Annotated in this window: 21 protein-coding genes and 2 pseudogenes; 6 read left to right on the top strand and 17 right to left on the bottom strand. The window is 75.1% G+C overall.

All coding sequences use genetic code 11. The features are described 5' to 3' along the window. The 11 genes and pseudogenes from ABZ261_RS08210 to ABZ261_RS08260 all read right to left on the bottom strand — a co-directional run bounded on the left by ABZ261_RS08210 (window position 1) and on the right by ABZ261_RS08260 (window position 13,319). Complete coding sequence (locus ABZ261_RS08210) at window positions 1-2,643, bottom strand: tetratricopeptide repeat protein (RefSeq protein WP_356856562.1); 2,643 nt, start codon at window positions 2,641-2,643, stop codon at window positions 1-3. Further along, window positions 2,640-3,920, bottom strand: a complete 1,281-nt coding sequence (locus ABZ261_RS08215) for a hypothetical protein (protein WP_356856564.1) — start codon at window positions 3,918-3,920, stop codon at window positions 2,640-2,642. Before ABZ261_RS08215 ends, ABZ261_RS08210 begins: the two co-directional genes overlap by 4 nt. Window positions 3,921-3,960: 40 nt before the next feature. Further along, window positions 3,961-4,986, bottom strand: coding sequence for a glutamate ABC transporter substrate-binding protein (locus tag ABZ261_RS08220; protein WP_356856566.1), 1,026 nt, complete (start codon window positions 4,984-4,986; stop codon window positions 3,961-3,963). A gap of 14 nt (window positions 4,987-5,000) precedes the next feature. Continuing rightward, window positions 5,001-6,347, bottom strand: coding sequence for a hypothetical protein (locus ABZ261_RS08225; protein ID WP_356856703.1), 1,347 nt, complete (start codon window positions 6,345-6,347; stop codon window positions 5,001-5,003). A gap of 286 nt (window positions 6,348-6,633) precedes the next feature. Then, on the bottom strand, window positions 6,634-7,635 hold the full coding sequence (locus ABZ261_RS08230) for a BadF/BadG/BcrA/BcrD ATPase family protein (protein ID WP_356856568.1): 1,002 nt from the start codon (window positions 7,633-7,635) through the stop codon (window positions 6,634-6,636). Beyond that, a complete protein-coding gene (locus ABZ261_RS08235) occupies window positions 7,626-8,891 on the bottom strand; it encodes a 6-phospho-beta-glucosidase (RefSeq protein WP_356856570.1) in 1,266 nt (421 codons plus the stop codon). The genes ABZ261_RS08230 and ABZ261_RS08235 overlap by 10 nt, the downstream gene beginning before the upstream one ends. A 7-nt stretch (window positions 8,892-8,898) precedes the next feature. Continuing rightward, window positions 8,899-9,084 (bottom strand): annotated as a pseudogene (locus ABZ261_RS08240) (carbohydrate ABC transporter permease); the annotation flags it as partial. Then, window positions 9,084-9,290: pseudogene (locus ABZ261_RS08245) on the bottom strand (ABC transporter substrate-binding protein); the annotation flags it as partial. The pseudogenes ABZ261_RS08240 and ABZ261_RS08245, both read right to left, overlap by 1 nt. A gap of 105 nt (window positions 9,291-9,395) precedes the next feature. Further along, window positions 9,396-10,655, bottom strand: coding sequence for an ROK family transcriptional regulator (locus ABZ261_RS08250; protein WP_356856572.1), 1,260 nt, complete (start codon window positions 10,653-10,655; stop codon window positions 9,396-9,398). A gap of 217 nt (window positions 10,656-10,872) precedes the next feature. After that, complete coding sequence (locus ABZ261_RS08255; RefSeq protein WP_356856574.1) at window positions 10,873-11,700, bottom strand: hypothetical protein; 828 nt, start codon at window positions 11,698-11,700, stop codon at window positions 10,873-10,875. 506 nt (window positions 11,701-12,206) lie between these two features. Beyond that, the gene (locus ABZ261_RS08260) at window positions 12,207-13,319 is read right to left on the bottom strand and encodes a mechanosensitive ion channel family protein (protein ID WP_356856576.1); all 1,113 of its coding nucleotides are present in this window, start codon (window positions 13,317-13,319) and stop codon (window positions 12,207-12,209) included. Between the two features lie 316 nt (window positions 13,320-13,635). Between ABZ261_RS08260 and ABZ261_RS08265 the strand changes: the two genes are divergently transcribed. After that, entirely contained in the window at window positions 13,636-14,172 is a 537-nt protein-coding gene (locus ABZ261_RS08265) for an HNH endonuclease (protein ID WP_356856578.1), read from the top strand. A 29-nt stretch (window positions 14,173-14,201) separates the two neighbouring features. On the opposite strand, the gene ABZ261_RS08270 is transcribed toward ABZ261_RS08265, so the two are convergent. The 4 genes from ABZ261_RS08270 to ABZ261_RS08285 all read right to left on the bottom strand — a co-directional run bounded on the left by ABZ261_RS08270 (window position 14,202) and on the right by ABZ261_RS08285 (window position 17,289). Continuing rightward, complete coding sequence (locus tag ABZ261_RS08270) at window positions 14,202-14,945, bottom strand: ATP-binding cassette domain-containing protein (protein WP_356856580.1); 744 nt, start codon at window positions 14,943-14,945, stop codon at window positions 14,202-14,204. Continuing rightward, window positions 14,942-15,520 (bottom strand): hypothetical protein, encoded by a 579-nt coding sequence (locus tag ABZ261_RS08275; protein ID WP_356856582.1) that lies wholly within the window; start codon window positions 15,518-15,520, stop codon window positions 14,942-14,944. Before ABZ261_RS08275 ends, ABZ261_RS08270 begins: the two co-directional genes overlap by 4 nt. Continuing rightward, window positions 15,517-16,650 carry a hypothetical protein gene (locus ABZ261_RS08280; protein WP_356856584.1) on the bottom strand — a complete coding sequence of 378 codons (1,134 nt, stop codon included), beginning with the start codon at window positions 16,648-16,650 and terminating at the stop codon, window positions 15,517-15,519. The genes ABZ261_RS08275 and ABZ261_RS08280 overlap by 4 nt, the downstream gene beginning before the upstream one ends. A gap of 216 nt (window positions 16,651-16,866) precedes the next feature. Further along, window positions 16,867-17,289, bottom strand: coding sequence for a hypothetical protein (locus ABZ261_RS08285; protein ID WP_356856586.1), 423 nt, complete (start codon window positions 17,287-17,289; stop codon window positions 16,867-16,869). A 545-nt stretch (window positions 17,290-17,834) separates the two neighbouring features. Between ABZ261_RS08285 and ABZ261_RS08290 the strand changes: the two genes are divergently transcribed. The 3 genes from ABZ261_RS08290 (at window position 17,835) to ABZ261_RS08300 (ending at window position 20,829) form a co-directional block, all read left to right on the top strand. Continuing rightward, complete coding sequence (locus ABZ261_RS08290) at window positions 17,835-18,152, top strand: hypothetical protein (protein WP_356856588.1); 318 nt, start codon at window positions 17,835-17,837, stop codon at window positions 18,150-18,152. After that, on the top strand, window positions 18,153-20,324 hold the full coding sequence (gene malQ, locus ABZ261_RS08295; protein ID WP_356856590.1) for a 4-alpha-glucanotransferase: 2,172 nt from the start codon (window positions 18,153-18,155) through the stop codon (window positions 20,322-20,324). Window positions 20,325-20,547: 223 nt separating this feature from the next. Then, entirely contained in the window at window positions 20,548-20,829 is a 282-nt protein-coding gene (locus ABZ261_RS08300) for a hypothetical protein (protein ID WP_356856592.1), read from the top strand. 108 nt (window positions 20,830-20,937) lie between these two features. Here the strand turns inward: ABZ261_RS08300 and ABZ261_RS08305 are convergent, their stop codons facing one another. Continuing rightward, complete coding sequence (locus tag ABZ261_RS08305) at window positions 20,938-21,495, bottom strand: TetR family transcriptional regulator (protein ID WP_356856594.1); 558 nt, start codon at window positions 21,493-21,495, stop codon at window positions 20,938-20,940. A 137-nt stretch (window positions 21,496-21,632) separates the two neighbouring features. On the opposite strand from ABZ261_RS08305, the gene ABZ261_RS08310 reads away from it, so the two are divergent. Further along, window positions 21,633-23,084, top strand: coding sequence for an FAD-dependent monooxygenase (locus tag ABZ261_RS08310; RefSeq protein WP_356856596.1), 1,452 nt, complete (start codon window positions 21,633-21,635; stop codon window positions 23,082-23,084). Window positions 23,085-23,151: 67 nt separating this feature from the next. Here the strand turns inward: ABZ261_RS08310 and ABZ261_RS08315 are convergent, their stop codons facing one another. Next, window positions 23,152-23,652 carry a MarR family transcriptional regulator gene (locus tag ABZ261_RS08315; RefSeq protein ID WP_356856598.1) on the bottom strand — a complete coding sequence of 167 codons (501 nt, stop codon included), beginning with the start codon at window positions 23,650-23,652 and terminating at the stop codon, window positions 23,152-23,154. A gap of 166 nt (window positions 23,653-23,818) precedes the next feature. Between ABZ261_RS08315 and ABZ261_RS08320 the strand changes: the two genes are divergently transcribed. After that, a complete protein-coding gene (locus tag ABZ261_RS08320) occupies window positions 23,819-24,760 on the top strand; it encodes an EamA family transporter (protein WP_356856600.1) in 942 nt (313 codons plus the stop codon). Window positions 24,761-24,793 lie beyond the last annotated feature (33 nt).

Raw genomic sequence — 24,793 nt, forward strand, 5'->3', positions numbered from 1 at the left:
CTACACCCACGTCCGGGGGCGGTAACGGTTGGCCCGTTCCACCAGTTCGATCCTCTCCTCGCCGCCGGCCGCCAGCCGGGCCAGCGCGCGGTAGGCGCGTTCCAGTCCGAAGCGGAGTCCCCGCTCGTCCAGACCGCTGCCCAGCAGCACCCGGCCCCCGGCGGCGGACCCGGCGCCCTGACCCCCGGAGAGTATCCAGTCCAGCGCGCAGCCGAGCACCTCCGCCGACAACTGCTCGCGCCGGGCGGAATCCAGACCGTACGCCCTCAGTGCCTCGACCTGCCCGGCGGCGGCCGTCAGGTCGTCCAGGAACGGTACGTCACCGGCGCTCGCCGCGCGCTGTCTCAGCCGGGCCCGGACGGCGGCGACCCGGGCGGCCGTGTAGTGGATGGAGGACTCCGGCACCGACTCCAGCGTCCGGACCGCGCCGTGCCGGTCCCCGGCCGCGAACCGCACCCGGGCCAGGCCGAACGCGGCGCTCACATGACCGGGGTCGGTCGCCCACACCAGGCGGTAGTACTCGGCGGCGTTGTCCAGCTGCCCCAGCACCTCCGCGCACAGGCCGAGCGCCAGCTTGGGCGCGGCCTCGCCGGGGAAGGCGTCGTATATCGCGTCGAAGGCGAGCGCGGCGCCCTCGAAGTCGCCGGTGACCAGGGCGGCCACGCCCCGGTACCACACCACCCGCCAGTCGTCGGGCCGCTCCCGGTCCAGCTCGGCCAGGGACCGCAGGGCGGTGTGGTGGTCGCCGCTCTCCAGCCGGGCGCGGATCAGCCGCAGCCGGGTCTCGACGGTCTGCGCGGGCGCGGCGGCCAGGGCGCCGATCAGCTCGGCCGGCGCGGAGGTCATGAGGCCGGCCAGGAATCCGGCGCCGGGGTCGCCGGCGTCGACCAGCGGGACGGGGAGGGCCAGCGCGGCGGCCGGGGTGTCGACGGGCCTGACCGCGGCGGACGGGTCCGGGACCGCCGGGCCGGACGGGTGCGGCCCGGGGGCCGCCGGCGCGGCGGGCGCGGAAGGACCCGCCACCGCCACCGCAGGTGCCGCCGCGGCCGGGGCGGGCACGAGGCGGCCGGGCGCGGCGGGCGCCGGGGCGGCCGGGGCGGTGGCGCCGCGCCTGCGGCCGCGCACCTCCCGCGCCCCCAGCCGGGACACGTCCCCGTCCAGGCGCGGGAACACCTCGGTGTCCGTGACCTTCACCTCCGGCCCGAACAGGGTCGACAGCGCCGGCCGTGCCTGCCCGGTCTGCAGCGACACGACCTCCCGCAGCACGCCCGTCAGCTGCTCCGCCATCTCCTGTGCGGAGGCGAAGCGGCGGGCCGGGTCGGGGTCGGTGGCCCGGACCAGCAGGCGGTAGAAGGACTCGTACCGGCGGAACACCTCGATGCCGTCCGGGTCCGGCAGACGGTCCGCGTAGACGTTCGTGTAACCGTGGAAGTCGAACGTGAGGACGGCGAGCGTACGGCCCACCGTGTACAGGTCGCTGGCCACCGACGGGCCGACCTCGGCGACCTCCGGGGCCTGGTAGCCGACCGTGCCGTAGATCGCCGACTCGAGGTCGTCCATGCGGCGCACCGCGCCCATGTCGATCAGCTTGAGCTGGTCCTCGGTCTGGATGGCGTTGTCGACCTTGAAGTCGCAGTACAGCAGGTTGCGGCTGTGCAGGTGGCCGAGCGCCTCCAGCGCCTCGATGCCGTACGCGCAGGCCTGCTCCACCGGCAGCGGGTCGCGGCGGCCGTCGGGGGCGCGGCGGGCGTTGGCGATCTCCTTCAGCGACTTGCCGCCGACGTACTCCATGACGATGTAGCCGTCGAGGGAGCCGGTGCGCTGGTCCAGGTGCTCCACGAAGTTGTAGATGCGCACGATGTTGGCGTGCTCGATCTCGGCGAGGAAGCGCCGCTCGGAGATCGCCGCGGCCATCGCGTCCTGGTCGCCGGTGTCCAGCAGGCCCTTGAGCACCACCCACCGGTCGGAGACGGCGCGGTCCACGGCGAGGTAGATCCAGCCGAGTCCGCCGTGCGCCAGGCAGCCCGCGACCTCGTACTGGCCGTGCACGACGTCCCCGGCCCTCAGCTTGGGCACGAAGGAGTACGGGTGCCCGCACTCGGTGCAGAAACCCTCCGTGCGGCCCGGACGCTCGCCCCGGGCCCGGCCCACCGGCGCCCCGCAGTCGGCGCGCGAGCAGAACCGCTTGCGCTCGGGCACCTCCGGGTTCTCCAGCACCATCGCGCGCGGGTCGGGCCGCGGCACCTGCGGCACGGCCACCAGTCCGGCGCCGAGCCGGCCGCGCGTCGACGCCGCCGACGACGAGCCGGAGCTGCGCACCGACACCGAGCGGCCGCCGGCCGGGCCCGACCGGGACCGGGAGAGCCGCCCGGACACCGAGCGGCGCGACTTCGACGACTGCGAGGACGTACGGGAGCTGCGGGAACCGCTGTCGCCGGCGGCGCCCCCGGTGATCCCGGTGGGCGGCGAGCCCACCGGGCCCGCCCCCGGCTCCGCGCCGCGCTCGGGCACGGCGGACCGCGGCGCCGGCCCGACCGACACGACCGGCGCGAGGCCGCACGTGTCGCAGTACAGGCCGCCGCCTACGTCCTCGTAGGTGCCCTCGCAGGCCGGCCGCTGGCAGGTGTGCCCCGGCTGACTCATGGCTGGTCCCCCTCACGGTCCTCCGGCGCGGCCGCGCCGCCGAGCAGTTCGGCCGCCGCCTGCTGGTAGCGCAGCACCGCCTGCTCGGCCACGCGCAGGTCGCAGGGCGCGCTCCACAGCATGCGGCGGGCCGCGTCGTACCGCTCGGTCAGCAGCGGGTCCTCCGCGAGGCCGTGCCGGGCGACCTTCGCCTTGTACGCGTCGAGGCGGCCGCGCAGCTCGGCGCGGACCGCCAGCGGCGCGGTGACCGCGGTCAACTGCTCGCGGGCGCGCAGCAGTTCCTCCTCCGCCTGCCGCTCCAGCGACTCCAGCAGCGGGGAGAGCCGGTGCCACTGGGCCTGCCTGCGGTACTCGGCCGCGGTCGCCAGCTGCTCCTGCAGCGCGGTCGGCGGCCCGCTGACCACCGGCACCTCGGTCGCGGCGATCTTCGCCAGCACCTCGCCGCGCGCGGTACGGGCCTCGGCCAGGGTGCGGTCGGCGCGCGAGAGCACGTCCCGCAGCCGGATCAGCCGCGCCTCCGCGTCCTGACGGACCGTCAGCACCGCGTCGATCTCCCGCCGCACGTCCTCCAGGGCCCGTGCCTCGCGGTCGTACACCGTCGTGTCGGGCCGGCCGCCGCCGGGCGCCGAACTGCCCTCGGCCGGCACCCAGAAGGCGAGCGGGTCGGCGACGACGTCCTCGCGCAGCCTGGTCAGCGTGCGCGTGATCCGCTCCAGGTCGTCGCCGGCCGGGTGCTCGCCGGGGCGCACGCCGACGGAGTGCGCGAGGCCCCGGGTGCGCTGGAGCTCCGCGGCGAGCAGATCGATCCGCGCGGGCAGCGCCGACCAGACCGCGTCGGCGGCGACGATCATGTCCAGGCTGGTCGCGTACAGCTCGTTCATCCGCTCCACCAGCGCCGACAGCGAGAACGTCTCGCTGAGCCGGCCGCTCCCGCCCCCCGGCACGGTCACGGACTCGCCGCGCAGCAGCTCCGTCAGCTCCGCCAGGTCCTCACGGCTGGACCAGCGGCGCCGGGCGCGGATCTCGCGGGCGCCGCGCAACGCCGCCGTGTAGGCGTCGAAGTACGACCACAGGAGGGTGATCCGCGCCTCCGTGGCCTGCCAGCGCTCCTTGGTGACCCCGGTCAGCTCGGCGCCCTCGAGGAGTCTGCGGCCCGCGTGGTCCTGCAGGGCCAGCAGCGAGGTCTCGATCGCCTCGTGCTCCTGGCCGAGCCGCGCCAGCGCACGGTCCACCTCGTCCCGGTCCATCACCGGCCCGGCGGGGTCCGTGACGCCCATCGATCACCTCTCGCTTGCTGTCGGTTCCGGTCGGTGCGGCTCAACTGGCGTGCAGGTACTGCGGTGCGGCCGGCTTCGAGGCGGCCGGGTCCTTCCCCAGTGTCGCCGACAGCCAGGTGTCGTACGACTCCTGCCAGCCGTTCGCGCGGTAGTCCACCAGGACCCGGTTGACCCGGCGTACCAGATCGGTGGCGCCCTTCTTCATCGCCACGCCGTAGTACTCCGTGGTGAACGCCTCGCCCTTCAGTTCGACGGCCGGGTCCTGGGCGGCCTGGCTCGCGGCGAGCGCGCCGTCGGTCACCACGGCGTCCACCTCGCCGAGTTGCAGCCGGACCAGGCAGTCGAGCTGGTTCGGGACGGTGGTGGACAGGTCCGTGGAGGCGGGCAGCCGGCCCGCCTTCCGGTCGGCGGCCAGCTTGGCGTACGCCGTCGAACCGGCCGCCGTGCAGACCCTCTTGCCGGCGAGGGAGCCGTCGTAGCCGGTGACGGGCGACGACTTGGGCGCCAGCACCTGCTGACCGGTGCGGAAGTAGGGCGCGGAGAACGCGACGTGCCGCAGCCGGTCACAGGTGATCGTCATGGTCCGCACGACCATGTCCACCCGCCCGTCCTCGATCGCCGGGATGCGCCGGCTGGTCGGGATCGCCTTGAACTGCACCGCGTCCGGGTCGCCGAGGATGTCCTGCGCGATCCGGTGCACGAGGTCGATGTCGAAGCCCTCCAGCTCCGCGCCCTTCGTGTTCGGGTTGCGGTAGCCCCAGCGGTAGCTGTTCTGGTCGACGCCCACGACCAGCTTGCGCTTGGCGCCCGTACGGGCCTTGATGGCCTCGATCGCCGGACCGTCCGCGCCGGACGGCGCGAGCGTGCGCCGGTGCGCGTCCGCGTCGCGGCAGCCGTCGCCGGCCGCCTGGCTGCCGGCGGCGGCCCGCTGTCCGGCCCGGCCCGGCTGCGGCGCCTGGGTGCACGGCAGCAGCAGGGCGAACGCCAGCGCCAGCACGCACAGCACCGCCATCGCGGCGACCCCGCCCCAGCCCCGCAGCAAGGCCCGTGCGCGGCTCCCGTACATCGCCCCGCCTCCTGTCACCGGTACTCCGAAAGCCTGCGTCCGATGCCGGCGACCGCACCGGCCGCGCCCAGCACCGCCAGGACGGCGGCGCCGGCCGGCAGCCCGGTCATGGCGTCCCGGCCGCCACCGGCAGCCTGCCGGAACTGCGCCCGCTCGTGGTCGATGGCCCGGGCGAGGTTGCGGTCGACGCTGTCGAAGCACTCGCCGGTCGCGCCCTTCGCGCCGATCACCTTGTCCAGCGCCTGCTGGTAGTTGCCGTTCTCGTCCTCGGTGCGCGCGGCCGCGTGGCGCCGCTGCCACACCGCCATGTCGTCCTCGGCCGCCTCGACCGGCGTGCTGCCCCGCCGGTCGTCGGCGAGCTGCGCCGCCGCCGCCAGCTTCTTGCCGAGCCGGGCCATGTCCCGGTCGAAGTCGCGGTAGTAGATGTCGTACGCCGTGCCGCCGACCACGACGGTCTCCGCGCCGCGCGCCACCAGGCTCAGGTTCTCGTTGCCCCGCGCCTTCAGGGACGCGATCCGGGCGTCGTGCAGCACGTTGAGCGAGCGGACGCCGTGCTCGTACGAGCCGTCGAGCCCCGACCGCGCGACCGCGTGCCCCACCACCAGCCACAGCAGGGCGACGGCGGCCGCGGCCGAGGCGGCGACCAGGCCGGGGTTGAGGACGCGGTTGGTGCGCCGGTACTCCCGGTGCTGGGCCCAGCCGAGCACGGCGAGGGCGAGCACGCCGAGCGCGATCGCCGCCCACGGGTACGGCGTCGCCTCCCCGTAGTCGGCGGCGAGCCGCCGGTTCTCCGTGGTGTAGAGGTCCTCCGCGGCCGGGAGCATCTGCCGCTGCATCTTCTCGTCGGCGTAGCGCAGGTAGGCGCCGCCCACCGGATACCCCAGCCGGTTGTACGTCCGGGCCCGCTCGACCAGGCCCTTGTACTCGGGCAGCAGCCGGTTCAGCCGGGCGATGGCCGCCTCGGAGGCCGAGCCCGGCTCGGCGTTGGCGGCGGCGGTGACGAGCCCCGCGGCCGCGCTGCGGATGTCCTTCTCGTACCGGTCCCGCAGGGCGGCGGTCTCCTGCCCGCCCGCCAGGAAACCGCTGGACGCCGCGGTGTTCGCGTCGGCCAGCGACCGGTAGATGCCGGCCGCGCCGGAACTGAGCGGCTGGCTGCGGTGCAGCACGTCGTCGGCGGCGGCCGAGCGCGCGCCGGTCTGCCAGGCGGTGACCGCCCCGAACGAGACGACCAGCAGCGCCAGCACGGCGCCGACGATCCGCAGCCGCCCCGGTTCGGTCGTCGCGGCGGCCCGCACCCGGTCGACGCCCTCGGCGAACGCGGTCCGCCGCGCGGGCGGCGCCGCCGGCACGGCCGCGGGCAGGTCCGGGCCACCGGGCCGGGCGGGGACGCCGGGTGCGCCCGGCGCACCGGCGGGCGCGACGGACGCGGCCGGCGGCGGCGCCGGGCTGCTCCTCGGCGGTTGTGTCACTCGACCTCCCCCATGGCCATCCGTACGCCGCTCAGTATCACCGCACGGCCCGGCATCCGCACCGGCCTTCGACCGATCTTGATCCGATCGCAGTGTGCGGGGGCGCGTGCCGGCCGCGCGCACCACCCCCCAGACAGGAACACGCTGGTGACGGGGGATCGGTTCCCCTGCGGCACGGTCAGGCGGCGGGCGGCGCGGGCGGTTCCCAGTGCCGCCGCACCCGCTGCCGCGCCGCGTCCCCCGCCCCCAGCCGGTCCAGCCCCAGCAGGGCCGCGCCCAGGACCGGGCTGGCCGTGACGACCCGGGGGACGGCCTTGGGGGCGCGGACCGCCAGGAGGCCGCGGACGGCGTCGTCGAGCTGGACGTGGCCCGCGGTGAGGACGCCGCCGCCCAGCAGCACCGGCGTCTCCTCGGCGAGCAGGTCCAGGCGGGTCAGGGCGACCGCGGCCATCACCGCGATCTCCTCGGCGAGCCGGGTGACGATCGAGCGGGCCACCGGATCGCCGTCCGCCGCCGTGGCGAACAGCACCGGCGTCAGCTCGTGGCGGCGGTCCTGCCCGAGGTGCCCCAGGTGCAGGGCCTCGATGAGGGCGTACATGCTCGGCAGGCCGAAGTGCGCGGGCAGGGTGCGGGCCAGGGCGGTCGGCCCGCCCCTGCCGTCCTCGGCGCGGGCCGCGTGCCACAGGGCTTCCTCGGCCAGCCCGAAGCCGCCGCCCCAGTCACCGGAGATCCGGCCGACGGCCGGGAAGCGGGCGGTGCGGCCGTCGGGGCGCATGCCCACGCAGTTGATGCCCGCGCCGCACACCACGGCCACGCCGCGGGGTTCGGCGACGCCCGCGCGGAGGATCGCGAAGGTGTCGTTGCGGACCTCCACCGACGCGCCCCAGCCGCGCTCGCGCAGCGCGGCCGCCAGCCGCTCCTCCTCCACCGGCAGGTCGGCGTTGGCCAGGCAGGCCGACACCTGGGTCACCGAGGCGACCCCGGCGTCCGCGAACGCCCGGGCGACCGGCTCCGCCAGCGCGTCCAGCGCCGCGGCCACCCCCACCGCGGGCGGTCGGAAGCCGCCGCCGCGGGCCGTGGCCAGCACGTCGCCGGCGGCGGTGACCACGGCCACGTCGGTCTTGCTGTTGCCCGCGTCGACGGCGAGGACCGTCGGGGTCCGGGGTGCGGTCAGGCCCACGCCAGGTGCTCCCGGTTGTGTGCGACGAGTAGGTCGGTGAGGGTTTCGGCGTACGCGTACTGGCCGATCAGCGGGTGTGCCAGCAGCGCGCGGAAGACACGGTCCCGGCCGCCGCGCAGCGCCGCGTCCAGCGCCAGCTCCTCGTACGCCGTCACCTGTGCGATCAGTCCCGCGAACAGGGGGTCCAGGTCCGGGACCGGCAGCGGGGCCGGGCCCGCGGGGCCGACCGCCGCCTGCACCTCGATCACCGCGTCGGCGGGCAGGAAGGGCAGGGCGCCCTTGTTGAGGGTGTTGACCACCTGGTAGGGGCTGCCCGCCCCGCCCAGCAGGGCCGCCGCCAGGTCCACGGCCGCCTCCGAGTAGTAGGCGCCGCCCCGCCGGGCGAGCAGGGCCGGCTTCTCGTCCAGGGCCGGGTCGCCGTACATCGCCAGCAGCCGCCGTTCCAGGGCGGCCACCTCGGCGGCCCGCGAGGGCTTGCCGCGCAGTTCCCGGACGACCTCGTCGTGCGCGTAGTAGTAGCGCAGGTAGTAGGAGGGCACGGCGCCCAGGCGGTCCAGGAGAGGGCGGGGCAGACGCAGGTCGCCGGCGATCGCCTCGCCGTGTGCGGCCAGGAGCTCCGGCAGGACGTTCGCACCCTCCGGACCGCCCATGCGCACACCTGTCTCCCAGGTGAGGTGGTTCAGGCCCACATGGTCCAGATGCACCTGCGTGGGGTCCGCGCCGAGCAGCGCCGCGAACTTCCGCTGCAGGCCGATCGCCACGTTGCACAGGCCGACCGCCCGGTGCCCGGCCTGGAGCAGGGCGCGGGTGACGATGCCGACCGGGTTGGTGAAGTCGACGATCCAGGCACGGGGGCTGGCGCGGCGGACCCGTTCGGCGATGTCCAGCACCACCGGGACGGTGCGCAGGGCCTTGGCGAGACCGCCGGCGCCGGTGGTCTCCTGGCCGACGCAGCCGCACTCCAGCGGCCACGTCTCGTCCTGTTCCCGGGCCGCCTGCCCGCCGACGCGCAGTTGCAGCAGCACCGCGTCGGCGCCGTCGACCGCCGCGTCCAGGTCGGACGTGGTGACGACGCGGCCGCCGTGGCCCTGTCTGGCGAGGATGCGGCGGGCCAGGCCGCCGACCCGCTCCAGGCGGTCGGCCGCCGGGTCCACGAGGACGAGTTCTTCGACGGGCAGGGTGTCGCGCAGGCGGGCGAAACCGTCGACGAGTTCGGGCGTGTAGGTCGAGCCGCCGCCGACCACGGTGAGTTTCACAGCCAGTTCAACCCTTTACTCCGGTGAGGGTGACGCCCTCGACGAACGCTTTCTGGGCGAAGAGGAACACGAGGATCACGGGGGCCATGACCGGCACGGTCGCCGCCATGGTGAGGTTCCGGTCGGTGTGGTGGGCGCCCTTGAAGGACTCCGGGCCGTAGGACAGGGTCCAGGCGCCGGGGTTCTCGGAGGCTTGTCGTCGGTCATGTCGCCGACGACCTTCACGTGGATGGCGGGGTGCGCCTTCTCGAAGCCGGCGACCAGCGACCTGACGGCCTTCACCTCGTTCGGGGCGCTCCAGGCGTGCCGGAAGGTGATCGTGGTGTTCTCCGACGGGTCGTCCGAGGCGCCGGAGCCGGACTGGCCGGTGCACGCGGCGGTGAGGAGAACGGCGGACGCGCCAGGGCGAAAGCCGCTTCTCGGGCGGCTTCGGGTGGGGCTGTGGGCATGGCGGGGTCTCCCAGGGGGACGGGATCGGGGGACTGGATCGGGAAGAGGGGGCGCTCAGCGCGAGGTGTCGAAGACCTCGTCGCGGGTGGCGGCGAGCGCGGACTCCAGCGCGCCGCGCAGGACCGGGTGGGTGCGGACGTCGCCGAGGACCAGCCGGGGCCGGGCCGCGGCCAGTTCCTCCAGCTCGGCCTGGACGAGGCCGCGCAGCACCTCGCCGCCCGCCGTCAGGACGGAGCCGCTGAGGACGACGAGTTCGGGGTCGAGGACGGAGACGAGCGAGGCGAGACCGGTGGCCAGCCGGGTCGCATAGGTCCGCAGCAGCTCGCGGTGCGCGCCGCCGCCGGGACCGCCCGCGTGCTCGGCGGCGCGGGCGACGAGCGTGGCGGCGGCCTCCGCGTACGGCCCCGACGGCACGTCGGGGACGCCGAGTTCACGGGCCAGTTCCGGCACCGCCTGGGAGCCGGCCAGCGCCTGGTAGCCGCCGCTGTTGGCCTTGGTCACCTGGCGCACCAGGGGCGCGCCCGGCACCGGCAGGAAGCCGACCTCGCCGGCGCCGCCGGTCCAGCCGCGGTGCAGCCGGCCGCCGAGGACCAGGGCGGCGCCGAGGCCCTCCTCGTTCCACAGCAGCACGAAGTCCTCGTGGCCGCGGGCCGCGCCGAGCCGCTGTTCGGCGAGGGCGACGAGGTTGACGTCGTTCTCGTACTCGACCGGCATCGGCAGGGCGGCCGCGAGTTCGTCGAGCAGCGTGGGGGAGTGCCAGCCGGGCAGGTGGGAGGCGTAGCGCAGCCGCCCGGTGTTCGGGTCGAAGGCGCCGGGGGTGCCGATGACCAGCCGGTGCACGTCGGACCGGGCGAGCCCGGCGGCCTTGACGGCGCCGTCGAGGGCATCGGTGACCTGCTGGACGACCGGTGAGGGGGCGCCGGCCCGCCGGGTGGAGGAGGCCCGGGGAGAGGACCGGCGGCCGGGCGTGCGCAGCTCGTACTCGCCTGCCGTGCGGCCGGTGATGTCGGCGACGGCGGCCCGGATGCGCTCGGGGGTGACGTCGAGCCCGGCGGCGTAGGCGGCGGTGGGCTCGAGCGCGTACAGCTGGGCGTTGGGGCCCGGCCGGCCCTCGCTGGTGCCGGTGGCCCGTACCAGTCCGGCCGCCTCCAGGCGGGCCAGCAGCTGGGAGGCGGTGGGCTTGGACAGGCCGGTGAGCCTGCCGATCCGGGTGCGCGACAGCGGCCCGTGCTCCAGCAGCAGGTCCAGGGCGGCGCGGTCGTTCATGGCGCGCAGGACGCGCGGGGTGCCCGGCGTACCGGCGGTTCCTGCCATGGGGGTCGACACCTGCCTCTCCAGCCGCCCAGCTTCTCAGTGACCCGGGCGGGACGTCCAGTGCCGGCCGCAGGCTACGGAGACCCCTGTTAGGAAACTTTCCTATCGGAGTGGGAGGAACCTAAGCCCGGCGGGACGGAGGCGTCAATAAGACAGCGCCCCCGAGGCGAACGGAGTCGTTGCCTCGGGGGCGCGGTCGCGCAGGGGCGGCGGACGGCTACCGGACCGTCACATGGTCACCGGCGGACGTCTTCGCGCCCGTGGTGGCCGTGCCGCTGAAGACGAAGCGGTAGGTGCCGCTCTTGGTCGCCTTCACCGTGGTGGACAGGGCGCCCCCGGTGCCGGAGGTGATCGTCTTGACGTTCGCGTACGAGCCGCCGTCCGCCTTGAACTGCAGGACGACCGCCCGGTCGCGGTAGCCGCTGTACGAGCCGGTCTGCCAGTCGGCCCGGCTCAGCTTGCCCTTGACGGTGAGCGTCCGGCCCTTGACGGCGGGTTCCGGGGTGGCGTCGACGGTCAGCCGGGCGGCGCGCTTGACCTGCACCGAGGCGAGGCTGCCCCACGCCGTCACGTCGTTCTCGCTGTGCAGGTAGTCGTCGGAGACGGTGCCGTCGCTGTGGGCGAAGATGCCCGCGGCCTTCCAGGTGGTGGCGTCGGCTGCCTCGAACAGCGACTCCTCCGGAGTCACGACGATCCGCTCGGTGCAGCTCTCGGTGACCTTGGCGCCGGTCGTGGCGACGACCGTGCAGACGGGCGGTTCGGCCGGGCCGAGGTCGTTGTCGACCGACTTCAGGGTCCCCCGGTACAGGATCACCGCCTGGACGTTCTTCTCCTGGTCGACGACCAGGTCCTTCGGCCGGGTCAGGGTGTACGACACCGGGACGGTGACCGCCTTGGTGGTGCCGGCCACGATCGGCTTGCCCTTGTTCACGGTCACGCCGGAGAACGTCAGGTCCGGCGTGCCGGCCGCGGAGGCGGCGGGCGCGGCCAGGCCGGCCAGGGCCAGGGCACCGCACACGGCGGTGCCTATGGCGAGCTTTCGCATGTTTCCCCACCTTCGAACGGGTCCCCGGGCGGCGTCGCGCTCCAGAGCAAGGACCCGATGTGGAGGCGACCCTAAACGATCACCGGACGAGGAGGGAACGCGGGGCTCGTGTGAAGAACATCTGTATCCGGGCGGCACCGGCCGCGTACGAGCCGTCGCAGCTCCGAGCCCCCCTTACCGCGGTTCCGGCCCGCCCCTTCCCGGGCCCGCTCTCGCGGCTCGGGTCTGCGGTTCCGGGTCTGCTCGCGGCTCGGGTCTGCGGTTCCGTGGTCCCGGGTCTGCTCTCGCGGCCCCGGTCCGCCGCGGGGGCCCCGACCCGGACGGGCCGACGCCTCGCTCGGCCTCGACGGCCGCCGGGGGTGCTGCCGTCGCGGACGGGCGCCGGTCCGCCGCGGCTTGCGGTGCGTCCGCGTCCGCGGGCACCGGGGGCGGTGGGGCGCCGTCGTCGGGCCGGGGGCGTCCGCTCGGTCTCCGGCGGCCGGGGTGCGCCCAGGGGCGCCGGGGCGCTACTTCCCCGACGGCGCCGGGCGCTGGGGGGTGATCGGCGCCGTCGCGGCGGCCTGGGGCGAGTCGGCGTTGGCGTAGACCGAGGGCGGTGCGACCGCCGCCGCCGGGTCGGAGGCGCCTTCCTGGTCCTCGACGGCCGTCGCCCCGCCCACGATGCGGATGCTCGCCGCGTCGAACGCCCGCTTGATGCGCCAGCGAAGCTCCCGCTCCACGGTCACCGACTTGCCCGGCATGGTCTTCGCCGAGACGCGGACCACCATGGAGTCGAGCAGCACGGAGTCCAGGCCGAGCACCTCGACCGGCCCCCAGAGCAGCTCGTTCCAGGGCTCCTCCTTGCTCATCTTCTCGGCGACCTCGTCCAGCGTGGCCTTGACCCGGTCCAGGTCCTCGTCGGCCTTCACGGTCACGTCGACCCCGGCCGTCGCCCAGCCCTGCGACAGGTTGCCGATCCGCTTGACCTCGCCGTTGCGGACGTACCAGATCTCGCCGCCGTCGCCGCGCAGCTTCGTCACGCGCAGCCCGACCTCGATCACCTCTCCGGTGGCCACGCCCGCGTCGATGACGTCACCGACCCCGTACTGGTCCTCCAGGATCATGAACACGCCGGAGAGGAAGTCCGTGACCAGGTTCCGCGCGCCGAAACCGATCGCCACGCCCGCGACGCCCGCGGACGCCAGCAGCGGCGCCAGGTTGATCTTGAAGGTGGAGAGCACCATCAGCGCGGCCGTGCCGAGGATCATGAAGCTCGCCACCGACCGCAGCACCGAGCCGATCGCCGCCGCCCGCTGCCGCCGCCGCTCGGCGTTGACCAGCAGCCCGCCCAGCGCGGTGCCGTCCACGGCCTGCACGGTGCGGTTCATCCGGTCGATCAGCTTGGTGATCGCCCGCCGCACCACCGCCCGCAGCGCCACCGCGATCACCAGGATCAGCAGGATCTGCAGCCCCATCGCGAGCCAGGTCGACCAGTTGCGCTCGACCCAGCTCGCCGCGTTCGTCGCGCTCTCCTGGGCGTCCTGGAGCGACGGCACGGCCGGGGCCGTGGAGCCGGACGGGGACGGGGCCGGGGACGGAGACGCGCCGGCGGCCGACAGGACGACGGGCAGGGACGACACGGCAGGTACCTCCAGGTGCTGCGCGGTCCGCACCGGTGGGCGGTCAAGGTCACGAACAGGTCACCGGGACGGACAGGACCACCACACTAACGGGGCATTGTGCGTGCCTCGTGCCGATCTGCACAGGAGGCGTGAAGGAGAGACACGGCTCACGCGGGCTTGAACGGGCCATGATCCGGGGAGTGACACCCGTGTGGTCGAAAACACTCCCAGCCCGTTACCGGGACATGGTGGCGCTTCCACCAGGCATGAGGGGAGACTGACTGCAGATCGTCCCGGCGCGAGCCACGCGCCGCCGACGCCCAAGGAGGCACCCGTGCCGCATGTCCTGGTCCTCAACGCGTCGTACGAGCCGCTCGGCGTCGTACCGCTCCGCCGCGCGCTCGTCCTCGTCCTCGAGAACAAGGCCGTCTGCCTCGAGGAGTCCGGCGCCTACCTGCACAGCGCGACCGTCACAGTCCCCGCACCCAGCGTGGTCCGGCTCAAGCGATTCGTCCGGGTTCCCTATCGGGGGCCCGTTCCTCTGACCCGGCGGGCGCTGTTCGCCCGCGACGGGGGCCGGTGCATGTACTGCGGTGGCGTCGCAACCAGCGTCGACCACGTCGTCCCGCGCAGCCGCGGGGGCAAGCACGTCTGGGACAACGTGGTGGCCTCGTGCCGCCGCTGCAACCACGTCAAGGCCGACCGCCACCTCGTCGAACTGGGCTGGCGGCTGCGGCACAAACCGGCGCCGCCGACCGGCCTGGCCTGGCGCATCATCGGCACCGGCCACCGGGACCCGCGCTGGCTGCCCTATCTGCAGCCGTACGGCGCCGACGACGCCCTGGCCCGGATCGACGGCATCTCCGCCTAGCCGGCCCGGGCCCCTCCGCCTCCGGCGGATCAGGCGGCGACACCCCGGTCGCGCAGCAGGGCGGTGTACGCCCCTTCGGCGGCGCGGCCCTCCAGCGTCCCCGGCGGGGTGTGGGCGAGGAACGTGCCGGTGTCCCCGTGGTGCAGGACCGCGCCCCCGTACATGACGGTGACGTGGTCCGCCTCCTCCGCGAGGTCGGCGACGTCGTGGGTGGACAGCAGGACCCGCACGTCGTCGGTGAGCCCGCGCAGGATGTCGCGGAACACACGGCGCTGGTACGGGTCCATGCCGGCCGTCGGCTCGTCCAGCAGCAGCACCCGCGCGCCGTGCACGAGCGCCCCCGCGACGCCGACGCGCCGCAGCTGGCCGCCGGAGAGCTGGCTGGTGCGGGCGTCGGCCTTGTCGGCCAGCTCGACCCGCGTCAGGGCCTTGCGGGCGTGCTTCCAGGCGTCGGCGCGGGTCATGCCCTTCAGCCAGCCGATGTAGGCGACGTACTCGCGCGCCGTGAGGGTGGGCATGGGCACGATGTCCTGGGGCATCCAGGCCACGGCCCGCCGGTACTCCGCGGTGCCCGCCGGCGCGCCGTCCAGGGTCACGTGCCCCTTCTGCGGCCTGGTCACCGAGGCGGCGAGCTTCAGCAGGGTGGACTTGCCGGCGCCGTTGGGGCCGAGCAGGACGGTGAGGCCGTCCGGCAGGGTGTAGGAGAAGTCCCGCAGCACCGGCTGCTTCCAGCGCCGGTAACCGTAGGTGCAGTGGGTGAGTTCGAGAGTCACGCTGTTTTCCTCGACGAGCGGATCTGGGCGGCGAGGCCGAGGGCGAACACCACCAGGGAGGCGGCTGCCGCAAACGGGTCGTCCGCGGGGAGCGCGATGACGGTCCAGGGGCGGGGCACGTTACCGCGGAAACCGATCGCGACGACGGTGACCAGCCAGGCCACGGGGTACATCACCGCGGCCTGACCGGCCCAGGCCCGTCCCATCAGCATCAGACCGGTCAGGAACAGGGCGTTGCGGCCGCCGGTCAGCGGCGCGGCCGTCGCCTCCAGGCCGGCGACGAGAGCGCTCAGCAGCACGGCGGTGGCCAGGGTCGCGGTGACGAGCGTGTTGTCGAGCCGCGTCAGGGGCCGCACGCCGGAGATCTCCGCCGCCGGCAGCCGTGATTCGAGCATCGCCATGAGGAAGGCGAACAGCGGGACGGGGACGAACAGGGACAGGGCGACCTGGGGGCTGCCGGTGATGGAGGGCAGCAGCACCGTCACGTCCCGCACCGCGTAGAGCGCCGTGACGAACGAGACCAGGGCGAGCGGCAGCAGCGTGTGGCCCTTGCGGGCCTTCAACCACCACCTCATGGCGTCTTCTTCGCGCAGGGCCCGAGCGCCCGCTCGATCCACGCGGCCTGCTCCGCCCGCGGCTTCGCCAGCAGGCGGGCGACGTCGGAACGCACCTGCTGCTCCAGCTTCCGGGTGCCGAGGCCCAGGTCCTCACGCTGTCGGCGCTTGCGGTACGACGGCTCCTGCCCGGTCTTCACCGCGGCCCACAGCCAGACCGCGTGGGCGGTGCGGGCGTCGACCTTCTGGCAGCGGAAGTGCAGGGACCGCACCACGACCTGGTACACGGCGTCCCCGCTGCGCATCGAACCGGTCAGCGGCATGCGCCACTCGGCGGCCGTGGACGGCCGCGGCCGCCGCCCGTCGGCGTAGCTGTCGGTGATCAGCGTCGGACGGGCCGAGGTCGCCCCGGCGTCACGCAGCACCCGCAGCGCCTTCGCCGTCTCCCGCTGGGTGCGCGGCAGGTACCGCGCGTCGAACGCGGGCGCGCACAGGCGGGGGGCGCTGCCGGCGCAGCTCATCGCCACGTGCCCGGTGCTCATCGGCGCCGCGGCCGACCAGCCGGCGGCCGTGCGGTAGGCCCCGAGGACGCCGCCCACGGCGACCGCGGCGGCGACCGCGACCCGCAGGACGAACCAGCCGCGGGGCAGCCACAGGATCATCAGCCCGACCGCGATGCCGCCGGCCAGCAGCACCGGCACCGCCGTGGTGACGAGGTCGGGCACCTCACCGAAACCGGCGGCGTCGAACTGCCCCGAGACATGACGCGGCCAGTAGGGCAGCACCGCCCGGGTGAAGGCCACGGTGATCCAGTCGGCCACGGCCAGGATCGGCGTGGCGATGATGCGGGGGACCAGGCAGCCGACGGCGAACCCCAGGACGGCGTGGGCCATGCACAGCACCATGCCGGCCAGCGGCAGCCGCAGGCTGTCCGGCGTCGGCATCGTCGCCGACCGGGCGAGTGAGACCGCCGGCGGGAGGAGCAGGACGGACCAGGAGAGCAGGATCACCGGGACCAGGGCGTTGGCCGCGATCCGGTACCGGGAACGTGCCGGGGCCAGGGCCCAGATCCGCGCGCTTTTCAGCCGGCCGCTTTCCCAGCAGGACAGTGCGGCTGCCACCGCGTACGCCAGCGCATAAAGCGTCTCCAACGGCGCGGAGACAATGGTGGGCGCGTAATGGTAATAACTCGAGAGCGGGGCCGTCTCTCCGGACACGTAATAGAGTGCCGTCAAAAGCAGGACGACCGGGGCGGCCCACCGCACACTACCGCTGCGCAGGGTGGTGCTGAATTTCATGGAATCTCACCGAACTACTCGCTGGCCGGCAAGGGGCGCCCCGGCGGGGCGCCCCTGGCGCTGGGTTCGTCAGCCGTCGGCCTTGGTGGTGTCCACCACCAGGTAGTCCACGGTCAGCTGCGGACCGAAGGTGGAGCCGCCGATCTTCGCGATCTTGAAGTAGTAGTCCCGCATGCCCGACGGCAGGTCGGTCCACTCGCCGTTGCTCACACCGCCGTTGAAGCAGGCCGTGTACGTCTTGGCGTCGTAGGCCTTGTCGGGCGCGAGCGAGATGTCGTTCCAGACCTGCACGTCGGTGCTCTTGGCGCCGTCGGTGTGGCAGCCGTGGAAGGTGATCTGCGAGTAGAGCTCGTCCGTCCAGCGGCGCGACTCGAAGCCCACGCTGGCGGCGGTTATGGAGCTGTCCCAGTTGGCCTCGGCGATCGGGGCCAGTGCCAGGGTGATCACCGCGGCGGTGCCGGCGACCATGGAAATACGCGCGCTGCGCTTCATTTTCCCTGTTCCTTCGTTCGTGAATGCACGGGACAGGTACCGATGAAGAAAGAGAGCCCCCCTCATCCCCCGATCCCCCGTGTGGCCAAGTGATCATGGCCCGGCGCGAAAACTATCAGTGGGCTTCATGTAGCGTCAACTTTTTGTATCCCGGAGGCTGGTTCTATTGCCGTCTCCCATGTGCCTTTTTTCGGCTTTCCGGCCCGTCGCTTTTACGCCAAGCTGGTACATAGGTCGCGGCGCCGCCCGCCTCGGCCGTGGCGGATGTGGCCGAAGTGACGCGCATGACCCCTGCGGGACGAGCCGCGCACGCCCCGCCCCCGGGAGAGCTTCGCCCGCCCCATGCGCACCGGCGTGCGCGCCGGGGCGCTCGCACGGGGACGAAGTGTGACAAGAGCTGCCTCATCGGGCGCCGTACGTCTGCCGCCGCGCGCACGGGGTAGGGCTCGCGATGACCCGCCGGACGCCGCGGCCGGGCGCGGCGCCGCACCGGCCGCGCGTCCGCCGCACCGCGCTCCGCCGCCGTACCCGAGAAGGAGGCCACCGTGGCCGCTCCGGCACACCTTCCGTTCCCGGCCCGCTCCGAACCGGCGCCGTCCGCCGCCCCGGACCACCGTCCGCCACCGCCCCCCGACGCGCTCCCCGACCCGCGGACACCCCCGGACGCGGGCCCGTGCGCCCTGGACGCGGAGGGCTCCCGGGCGCACGCCCCGCTCACCAGCGAGCCGCCCCTGCCCGGCGCCGAACCCCTCACCAGCGAACCCCCGCTCCGCGAGGCCGCACGGCTGACCAGCGAGTCCGACGCCGGCGGCCCGTCCGGCCCGCAGGACGCCTCCGGCTCCCACTTCCGCGCGGAGTCGTAGATGACCGACCCCGGGCCGGACCAGGCCCCCGACACCCCCGACACCCCCGCCGCTTTGCCGCCCGAGCTGGCCCGGCTCGCCGAGTCGCACGGCGTCGCCACCTCCTACAGCCCCGGACCCGGCCGCACCGTCCCCGCCGCGCCCGGCGCGGTCGTCGCCGCCCTCGCCGCCCTCGGCGTCGACGCGGCCACCCCGGAGGCCGCCCGCGCCGCCCTCGCCGCCCGCGACCGGGAACTGCGCGAACGCCTGCTGCCGCCGACGGTGGTGAGCCGGCCGGACGACGGCTCAGCCGCCCCGGCCGCGCCCTCCCCGGCCGGGCCCGGCCCGACCGCGCTGCCCGCCGTCCTGGCCGCGCTGCCGCCCGGCACCCGGCTGCGCGTCGACACCGAGCAGGGCGAGACGCTGCTGGACACCACCGAGGGCCTGGAGCCCGGCGTCCACCGGCTCACCGCCACCGCCCCCGACGGCCGCAGCCGGCAGGCGCATCTCATCGTGGCCCCGGACCGGCTGCCGACGCCCGAGGGCCGGTCCTACGGCCTCCTCGTCCAGCTGTACTCCCTGCTCTCCCGCCGCTCCTGGGGCATGGGCGACCTCGCCGACCTCGCCGAACTGGCCGGCTGGGCCGGACGCGCCGCCGGCGCCGGCTTCGTCCAGGTCAACCCGCTGCACTCGGCCGTGCCCGGCGCCCCCACCGACCCGTCCCCGTACCGGCCCTCCTCCCGCCGCTTCCCCGACCCCGTCCACCTGCGCGTCGAGGACGTCCCCGAGTGCGCGTACGTCCGGGACCGCGACCGCCTGGACACCCTGCTGGAACGCGCCGGCCGGCTGCGCGCCGACGTCCTCGACAAGGGCGCCCTGATCGACCGCGACGCGGTGTGGGAGCTGAAGCGGGAGGCGCTGGAACTCGTCCACGAGGTTCCCCTGGGCCCGGGCCGCCAGGCCGCGTACGACGACTTCCGCGCCGAACACGGACAAGCCCTGGACGACCACGCCACCTGGTACGCCCTCGCCGAGATCCACGGCTCCGACTGGCACCGCTGGCCGGACGGGCTGCGCGACCCCCGCTCGGCCGCCACCGCCCGCGCCCGCGCCGAACTCGCCGACCGCGTCGCCTTCCACACCCGCCTCGCCTGGCTCACCGACGGCCAGCTCCGCGCCGCCCAGCGCGCGGCCCGCGAGGCGGGCATGCCGGTCGGCATCGTGCACGACCTCGCCGTCGGCGTGCACCCGTCCGGCGCCGACGCCTGGGCCCAGCAGGACGTGTTCGCCGCCGGCATGTCCGTCGGCGCGCCGCCCGACGCCTTCAACGCCCGCGGCCAGGACTGGGGCCTGCCGCCCTGGCGCCCCGACCGGCTCGCCGCCACCGGGTACGCCCCCTACCGCGATCTCCTGCGCGCCCTGTTCCGCTACGCCGGCGCCCTGCGCATCGACCACGTCATGGGCCTGTTCCGGCTCTGGTGGGTCCCCGCGGGCAGCCCGCCCACCGAGGGCGCCTACGTCCGCTACGACGCCGACGCCATGCTGGCCGTCCTCGCCCTGGAGGCCTCCCGCGCCGGGGCCGTCGTGATCGGCGAGGACCTCGGCACCGTCGAGCCCGGCGTGCGCGAGGCGCTGCAGCGGCGCGGGGTCCTCGGCACCTCGGTGCTGTGGTTCGAGCGGGACTGGGAGGGCGACGGCCGCCCGCTGCCGCCCGAACGCTGGCGCGCCGACTGCCTGGCCACCGCCACCACCCACGACCTGCCGCCCACCGCGGCCCGGCTCACCGGCGACCACGTCGACCTGCGCGACCGCCTGGGCCTGCTCACCCGCCCGGCGGCGGAGGAACACGCCGAGGCCGCCGCCGACGCCGCCGAATGGCTCGCCCTGCTCGGCAGTCTCGGCCTGCTGGACCGTCCGGCGGCCGGACCGCCCGGCTCCGACGAGGAGGAGGAGATCCGCGCCGTCCACCGCTTCCTGCTGCGCACCCCCGCCCGCCTGGTGGGCGTCTGGCTCCCGGACGGCGCCGGCGACCGCCGCCCGCAGAACCTGCCGGGCACCTGGGACCAGTACCCGAACTGGCGCCTGCCGGTGGCGGACGCCGACGGGCGGCCGCTGCCGCTGGAGGACCTGGTGGCCTCGCCGCGGCTGCGGGCCCTGCTGGAGGTGCTCCGGCCCGGCCCGTCCGGCGGCTGAGCGGGGGCGGACGGGCCGGCCGCGGCGGGCCGGCGCGGCCGCGGCCGCCGCTCCCCGGCACGACGGCCCGGGGAGTCGGGCCCCCGGCCCCGTCGCTCGTACCCCCCGGCGTCGCGGGGTGTGGGGGGCGTCCGGATCAGCGCGGGGCCGGCCCGGTCCGAGCCAGACCCCTAGCGGCACCCCGGGCGCGCACCCTCCCGGGCGGTTCGCTAACTTGGGGACCGTGGACAAGAAGAACGCCCTGCGCGCCGGCGCCCTGGCCGCCGGTACGACGCTGATGATGCTGCTCATGTCGTCCCCCGCGCTCGCGCTGACCCGCGACGACGGCGACGACCCCGGCAAGGGCCTGAGCGTCGTCGAGACCCTGGGCCTGTACGTCGTCGCCCCGCTGGTGCTGTTCGCCGTCATCGCCGGCCTGGTGATGGTGCTGGACAGGTCCCACACCAAGAAGGACACGACCACGTCCAACATCAACGTCAGGTCCGACGCCCAGGCCAAGGCCTGACCGGACCGCCGGTTCCTTCGCCGGGCGCCGGTCCACCACGGGTACGCCCACGCCTGCCCGTGGTGGACCGGCGCCCGGCGTTTCCGCGCCCCCCGACGCGCCCCGCGCTCAGGGTTCCGGCGCGGTGAGATACCGCTGGACCGTCGGCGCCAGCCACGCCAGCAGCTCCTCGCGGGTCAGCGCCCGGGCCGGCGCCAGGCGCAGCACATAGCGGGTCAGGGCCAGCCCGAGCAACTGCGCGGCGCACAGCGCGGCCCGCGCCGGGGCCTGCTCGGGATCCGGGCACACCCGCCGGGCCACCGGCAGCAGCTGCTCGCGGAAGATCCCCTGCATCCGCTCGGCCCCGGCCGGGTTGGTGACCCCGACCCGGAGGACGGCCGTGAGCTCCTCGTTCTCCTCCCACAGGCCGAGGAAGTGGCCGACCAGCGCGCGGCCCACCTCCTCGCGCGCCACCTGCGACAGGTCGGGCAGCCGCAGATCGACCGCGACGGCGGCGGCGAACAGCCCCTCCTTGCTGCCGAAGTACCGCATCACCATGGAGGGGTCGATCCGCGCGTCCTTGGCGACGGCGCGGATGGTGGCCCGCTCGTAGCCCTCGGCGGCGAAGCGCTCGCGCGCGGCGGCGAGGATGGCGGCACGGGTGGCGTCGGAGCGGCGGGTGACCATGCCGACGAGCGTAGGCCAACACGTGTGTGCCAACAAGCGTTGACTCGATCCTCGGCACCGGCGTACCGTTGTTGCCAACAAGCGTTGGCCTACGTACGTCGACCCGGCCGGCGCGCCCGGCGCCCGAGGAGGCCCCCATGAACGGCACTCAGGGAAACATCGTCGTCGTCGGCTCCGGACCCACCGGGCTCCTTCTCGCCGGTGACCTCGCCACCGCGGGCGTGCCGGTCACCGTCCTGGAGAAGCGCCCCCACCGGATCAGCAACCTCTCGCGCGCGTTCGTCCTGCACGCCCGCACCCTCGAACAGCTCGACGCGCGCGGACTCGCCGAGGAACTGGAGGCCGCCGGCCGGCCGCTCGACCGCCTCCGTCTCTTCGGCCGGCTCACCCTCGACCTCTCCGCCCTGCCCTCCCGCTTCCGCCACCTGCTGGTGCTGCCGCAGTACGAGGTGGAGAAGGCGCTGGAGCGGCGGGCGGTCGAGGCGGGCGCCCGCTTCCGGTACGAGACCGAGGTGACCGGCCTCACCCAGGACGCGGACGGGGTGACCGTCGAGGCCCGCGGACCCGGCGGCCGTGCCGAGACCCTGCGCGCGGCGTACGTCGTCGGCGCGGACGGCATGCGCAGCGCCGTCCGGCAGGCCGTCGGGCTGCCCTTCCCGGGGCGGTCGGTGATCCGGTCCGTCGTGCTCGCCGACGTCCGGCTCGCCGAGGAGCCCGCGACGCTGCTCACCGCCGACGCCGTCGGCGACGCGTTCGCCTTCCTCGCGCCCTTCGGCGACGGCTACTACCGGGTGATCGGCTGGCAGCGCGGCCGTGACGTCCCGGACACCGAGCCGGTCGAGCTCGCCGAGGTCAAGGAGATCACCCGCCTCGTCCTGGGCCGGGACTACGGCATGCACGACGCCCGCTGGCTGTCCCGCTTCCACAGCGACGAACGCCAGGCGCCGGCCTACCGGGCCGGCCGCGTCTTCCTCGCCGGGGACGCCGCGCACGTGCACACCCCGGCCGGCGGCCAGGGCATGAACACCGGCCTGCAGGACGCGGCGAACCTGAGCTGGAAGCTGGCCGCGGTCGTCGGCGGCCACGCGGACGCCGGACTGCTCGACACCTACCAGAGCGAGCGGCACCCCGTCGGCCGGGCCGTGCTGCGCAGCAGCGGCGGCATCGTCCGCCTCGCCATGGCCAAGCACCCCTGGACGCTGGCGGCCCGCGCGGCCCTCACCGTGCTGCTGGACGCGGTCGGTCCGGCGCAGCGCAGGCTCGCCGGGCAGGTCACCGGCGTCGGCTACCGCTACCCCGCGCCCCGCGGCGCCCACCGCCTCACCGGCGCCCGCGTCCCGGACGTCGCGCTCGCCGGCGGCGGCCGGCTGCACGAGGCGCTGCGCGGGGGCCGGTTCGTGCTGATCACGCCGGAGCCGTACGAGGCGGGGGCGGGGCGTGCGGACCGGCTGGCCGTGGCCCGGTGGGCGGGCGCCCGCCGGACGGCCGTGCTGGTGCGCCCCGACGGATACGCGGCCTGGGCCGCCGACCGGCCCGCACCGGCGCAGATCGAGGAGGCCCTGGCCCGGCACCTCGGCCCCGTCGGCTGACACGGCCGGCCGCCCGCGGCCGGACATCCGCGCGGCCGGTCACCCGCGGCCGGTCACCCGCGGCCGGTCACCCGGTCGTGGCGCTCAGCAGCTCCCGCAGCAGCTCGGCCAGCCGGCCGGCCTGTTCCGGGCCCAGGGCGGACAGCGCGGCGCTCTCCTCCGCCAGGCCCGCGCCGACCGCCTCGTCGATCAGCCGCAGCCCCTCGTCGGTGAGGGTCACCTGCAGACCGCGCCGGTCGTGCGGGTCGGGGGAGCGGCGCAGCAGCCCCGCCCGTTCCAGCTTGTCGAGGCGGCCGGTCATCCCGCCGGTGGTGAGCATCAGGGTGTCCGACAACTGGCGGGGCGAGAGGGTGTAGGGCTCGCCGGAGCGGCGCAGGGTGGCCAGGACGTCGAACTCCCCGCGGGAGATGCCGTAGGGCTTGTACGCCTGTTCCATCCGGTCGCCCATCGCGCGCGAGAGCCGGAAGATCCGGCCGAACACCTCCATCGCCCGGGTGTCGAGGTCGGGGCGCTCCCGCGCCCACTGCTCCACGATCGCGTCGACGGAATCCGCTGCCTGTCGCTGCATGCGGAGAGTATGGGTCCGATTCCGGTCGGCCGCAAGTCAGTCACTTGCAAGACACTTGACGCTAAGTAGCTTACCGATAAGCTAAATATCGGCGCTCGTCCGGACTCGTCCAGAGCGCGCGCAGCGACCGCGCTGCCCCCACCCGCTTCTCCGGAAGGGGCCTGCCATGGCCATCCGTCGCCCGGGCGGAACCGCCGTCATAGCCGTCACCGCGCTCGCCCCGGTCTCCTGGGGCACGACCTACGCGGTCACCACCGAGTTCCTGCCGCCGGACCGCCCCCTGTTCACCGCGCTGATCCGGGCCCTGCCCGCCGGTCTGCTGCTGCTCGCCGTCACCCGGGTGCTGCCGCGCGGCGCCTGGTGGGCCAAGGCGGCCGTGCTCGGGGCGCTGAACATCGGCGCCTTCTTCCCCCTGCTGTTCGTGGCGGCGTACCGGCTGCCCGGGGGCATGGCCGCGGTCGTCGGCTCCACCGGACCGCTGTTCGTCGTGGGCCTGACGGCGCTGCTGCTCGGGCAGCGGCCGGCCCCGCGCACCCTGGTCACCGGGCTGGCGGCCGCGTTCGGCGTCAGCCTCGTCGTGCTGAAGGGCGCAGGCGCGCTCGACCCGGCCGGCGTCCTCGCGGCCGTCGGCTCCACGGCCGCCATGGCCGCCGGAACCGTGCTGACCAAGCGCTGGGGCCGTCCCGACGGGGTCGGCCCGCTGGCGCTCACCGGCTGGCAGCTCACCGCCGGCGGCCTGCTGATCCTGCCCGCGGCGGTCCTGGCCGAGGGCGCCCCGCCCGCGCTCGACGCCCGTGCCGCCGGCGGCTACCTGTACCTGGCGCTGGCCAACACGGCCGTCGCCTACTGGCTCTGGTTCCGCGGCATCGGCCGGCTCACCGCCACCCAGGCCGGCTTCCTCGGACCGCTGTCCCCGCTGACCGCGGCGGCCGTCGGCTGGGCCGCGCTCGGCCAGACGCTCACGCCGGTGCAGATGGCGGGCATGGCGCTGGCGTTCGGGGCGACGGTGGCCGGGCAGACCGGCGGCGAGGGCCGGCCGGCCGTCTCCGCCGGGGCGCACCGCCGCTCCGGAGCGCCCGAGCCGGCGGCTCCGGCGCTGCGCCGGTAGACGGGTCGCCCGCGCCCGCCCGGGAAGGCGCCC

It is taken from the genome of Streptomyces sp. NPDC006193 (assembly GCF_040613915.1).
Taxonomy (GTDB): domain Bacteria; phylum Actinomycetota; class Actinomycetes; order Streptomycetales; family Streptomycetaceae; genus Streptomyces.

Coding starts and splice junctions, on each gene's coding strand:
- ABZ261_RS08315 (WP_356856598.1), bottom strand. CDS start 23,652: ATGCAGCGACAGGCAGCGGATTCCGTCGACGCGATCGTGGAGCAGTGG.
- ABZ261_RS08210 (WP_356856562.1), bottom strand. CDS start 2,643: ATGAGTCAGCCGGGGCACACCTGCCAGCGGCCGGCCTGCGAGGGCACC.
- ABZ261_RS08310 (WP_356856596.1), top strand. CDS start 21,633: ATGAACGGCACTCAGGGAAACATCGTCGTCGTCGGCTCCGGACCCACC.
- malQ (WP_356856590.1), top strand. CDS start 18,153: ATGACCGACCCCGGGCCGGACCAGGCCCCCGACACCCCCGACACCCCC.
- ABZ261_RS08305 (WP_356856594.1), bottom strand. CDS start 21,495: ATGGTCACCCGCCGCTCCGACGCCACCCGTGCCGCCATCCTCGCCGCC.
- ABZ261_RS08275 (WP_356856582.1), bottom strand. CDS start 15,520: ATGAGGTGGTGGTTGAAGGCCCGCAAGGGCCACACGCTGCTGCCGCTC.
- ABZ261_RS08320 (WP_356856600.1), top strand. CDS start 23,819: ATGGCCATCCGTCGCCCGGGCGGAACCGCCGTCATAGCCGTCACCGCG.
- ABZ261_RS08255 (WP_356856574.1), bottom strand. CDS start 11,700: ATGCGAAAGCTCGCCATAGGCACCGCCGTGTGCGGTGCCCTGGCCCTG.
- ABZ261_RS08215 (WP_356856564.1), bottom strand. CDS start 3,920: ATGGGCGTCACGGACCCCGCCGGGCCGGTGATGGACCGGGACGAGGTG.
- ABZ261_RS08250 (WP_356856572.1), bottom strand. CDS start 10,655: ATGGCAGGAACCGCCGGTACGCCGGGCACCCCGCGCGTCCTGCGCGCC.
- ABZ261_RS08220 (WP_356856566.1), bottom strand. CDS start 4,986: ATGTACGGGAGCCGCGCACGGGCCTTGCTGCGGGGCTGGGGCGGGGTC.
- ABZ261_RS08285 (WP_356856586.1), bottom strand. CDS start 17,289: ATGAAGCGCAGCGCGCGTATTTCCATGGTCGCCGGCACCGCCGCGGTG.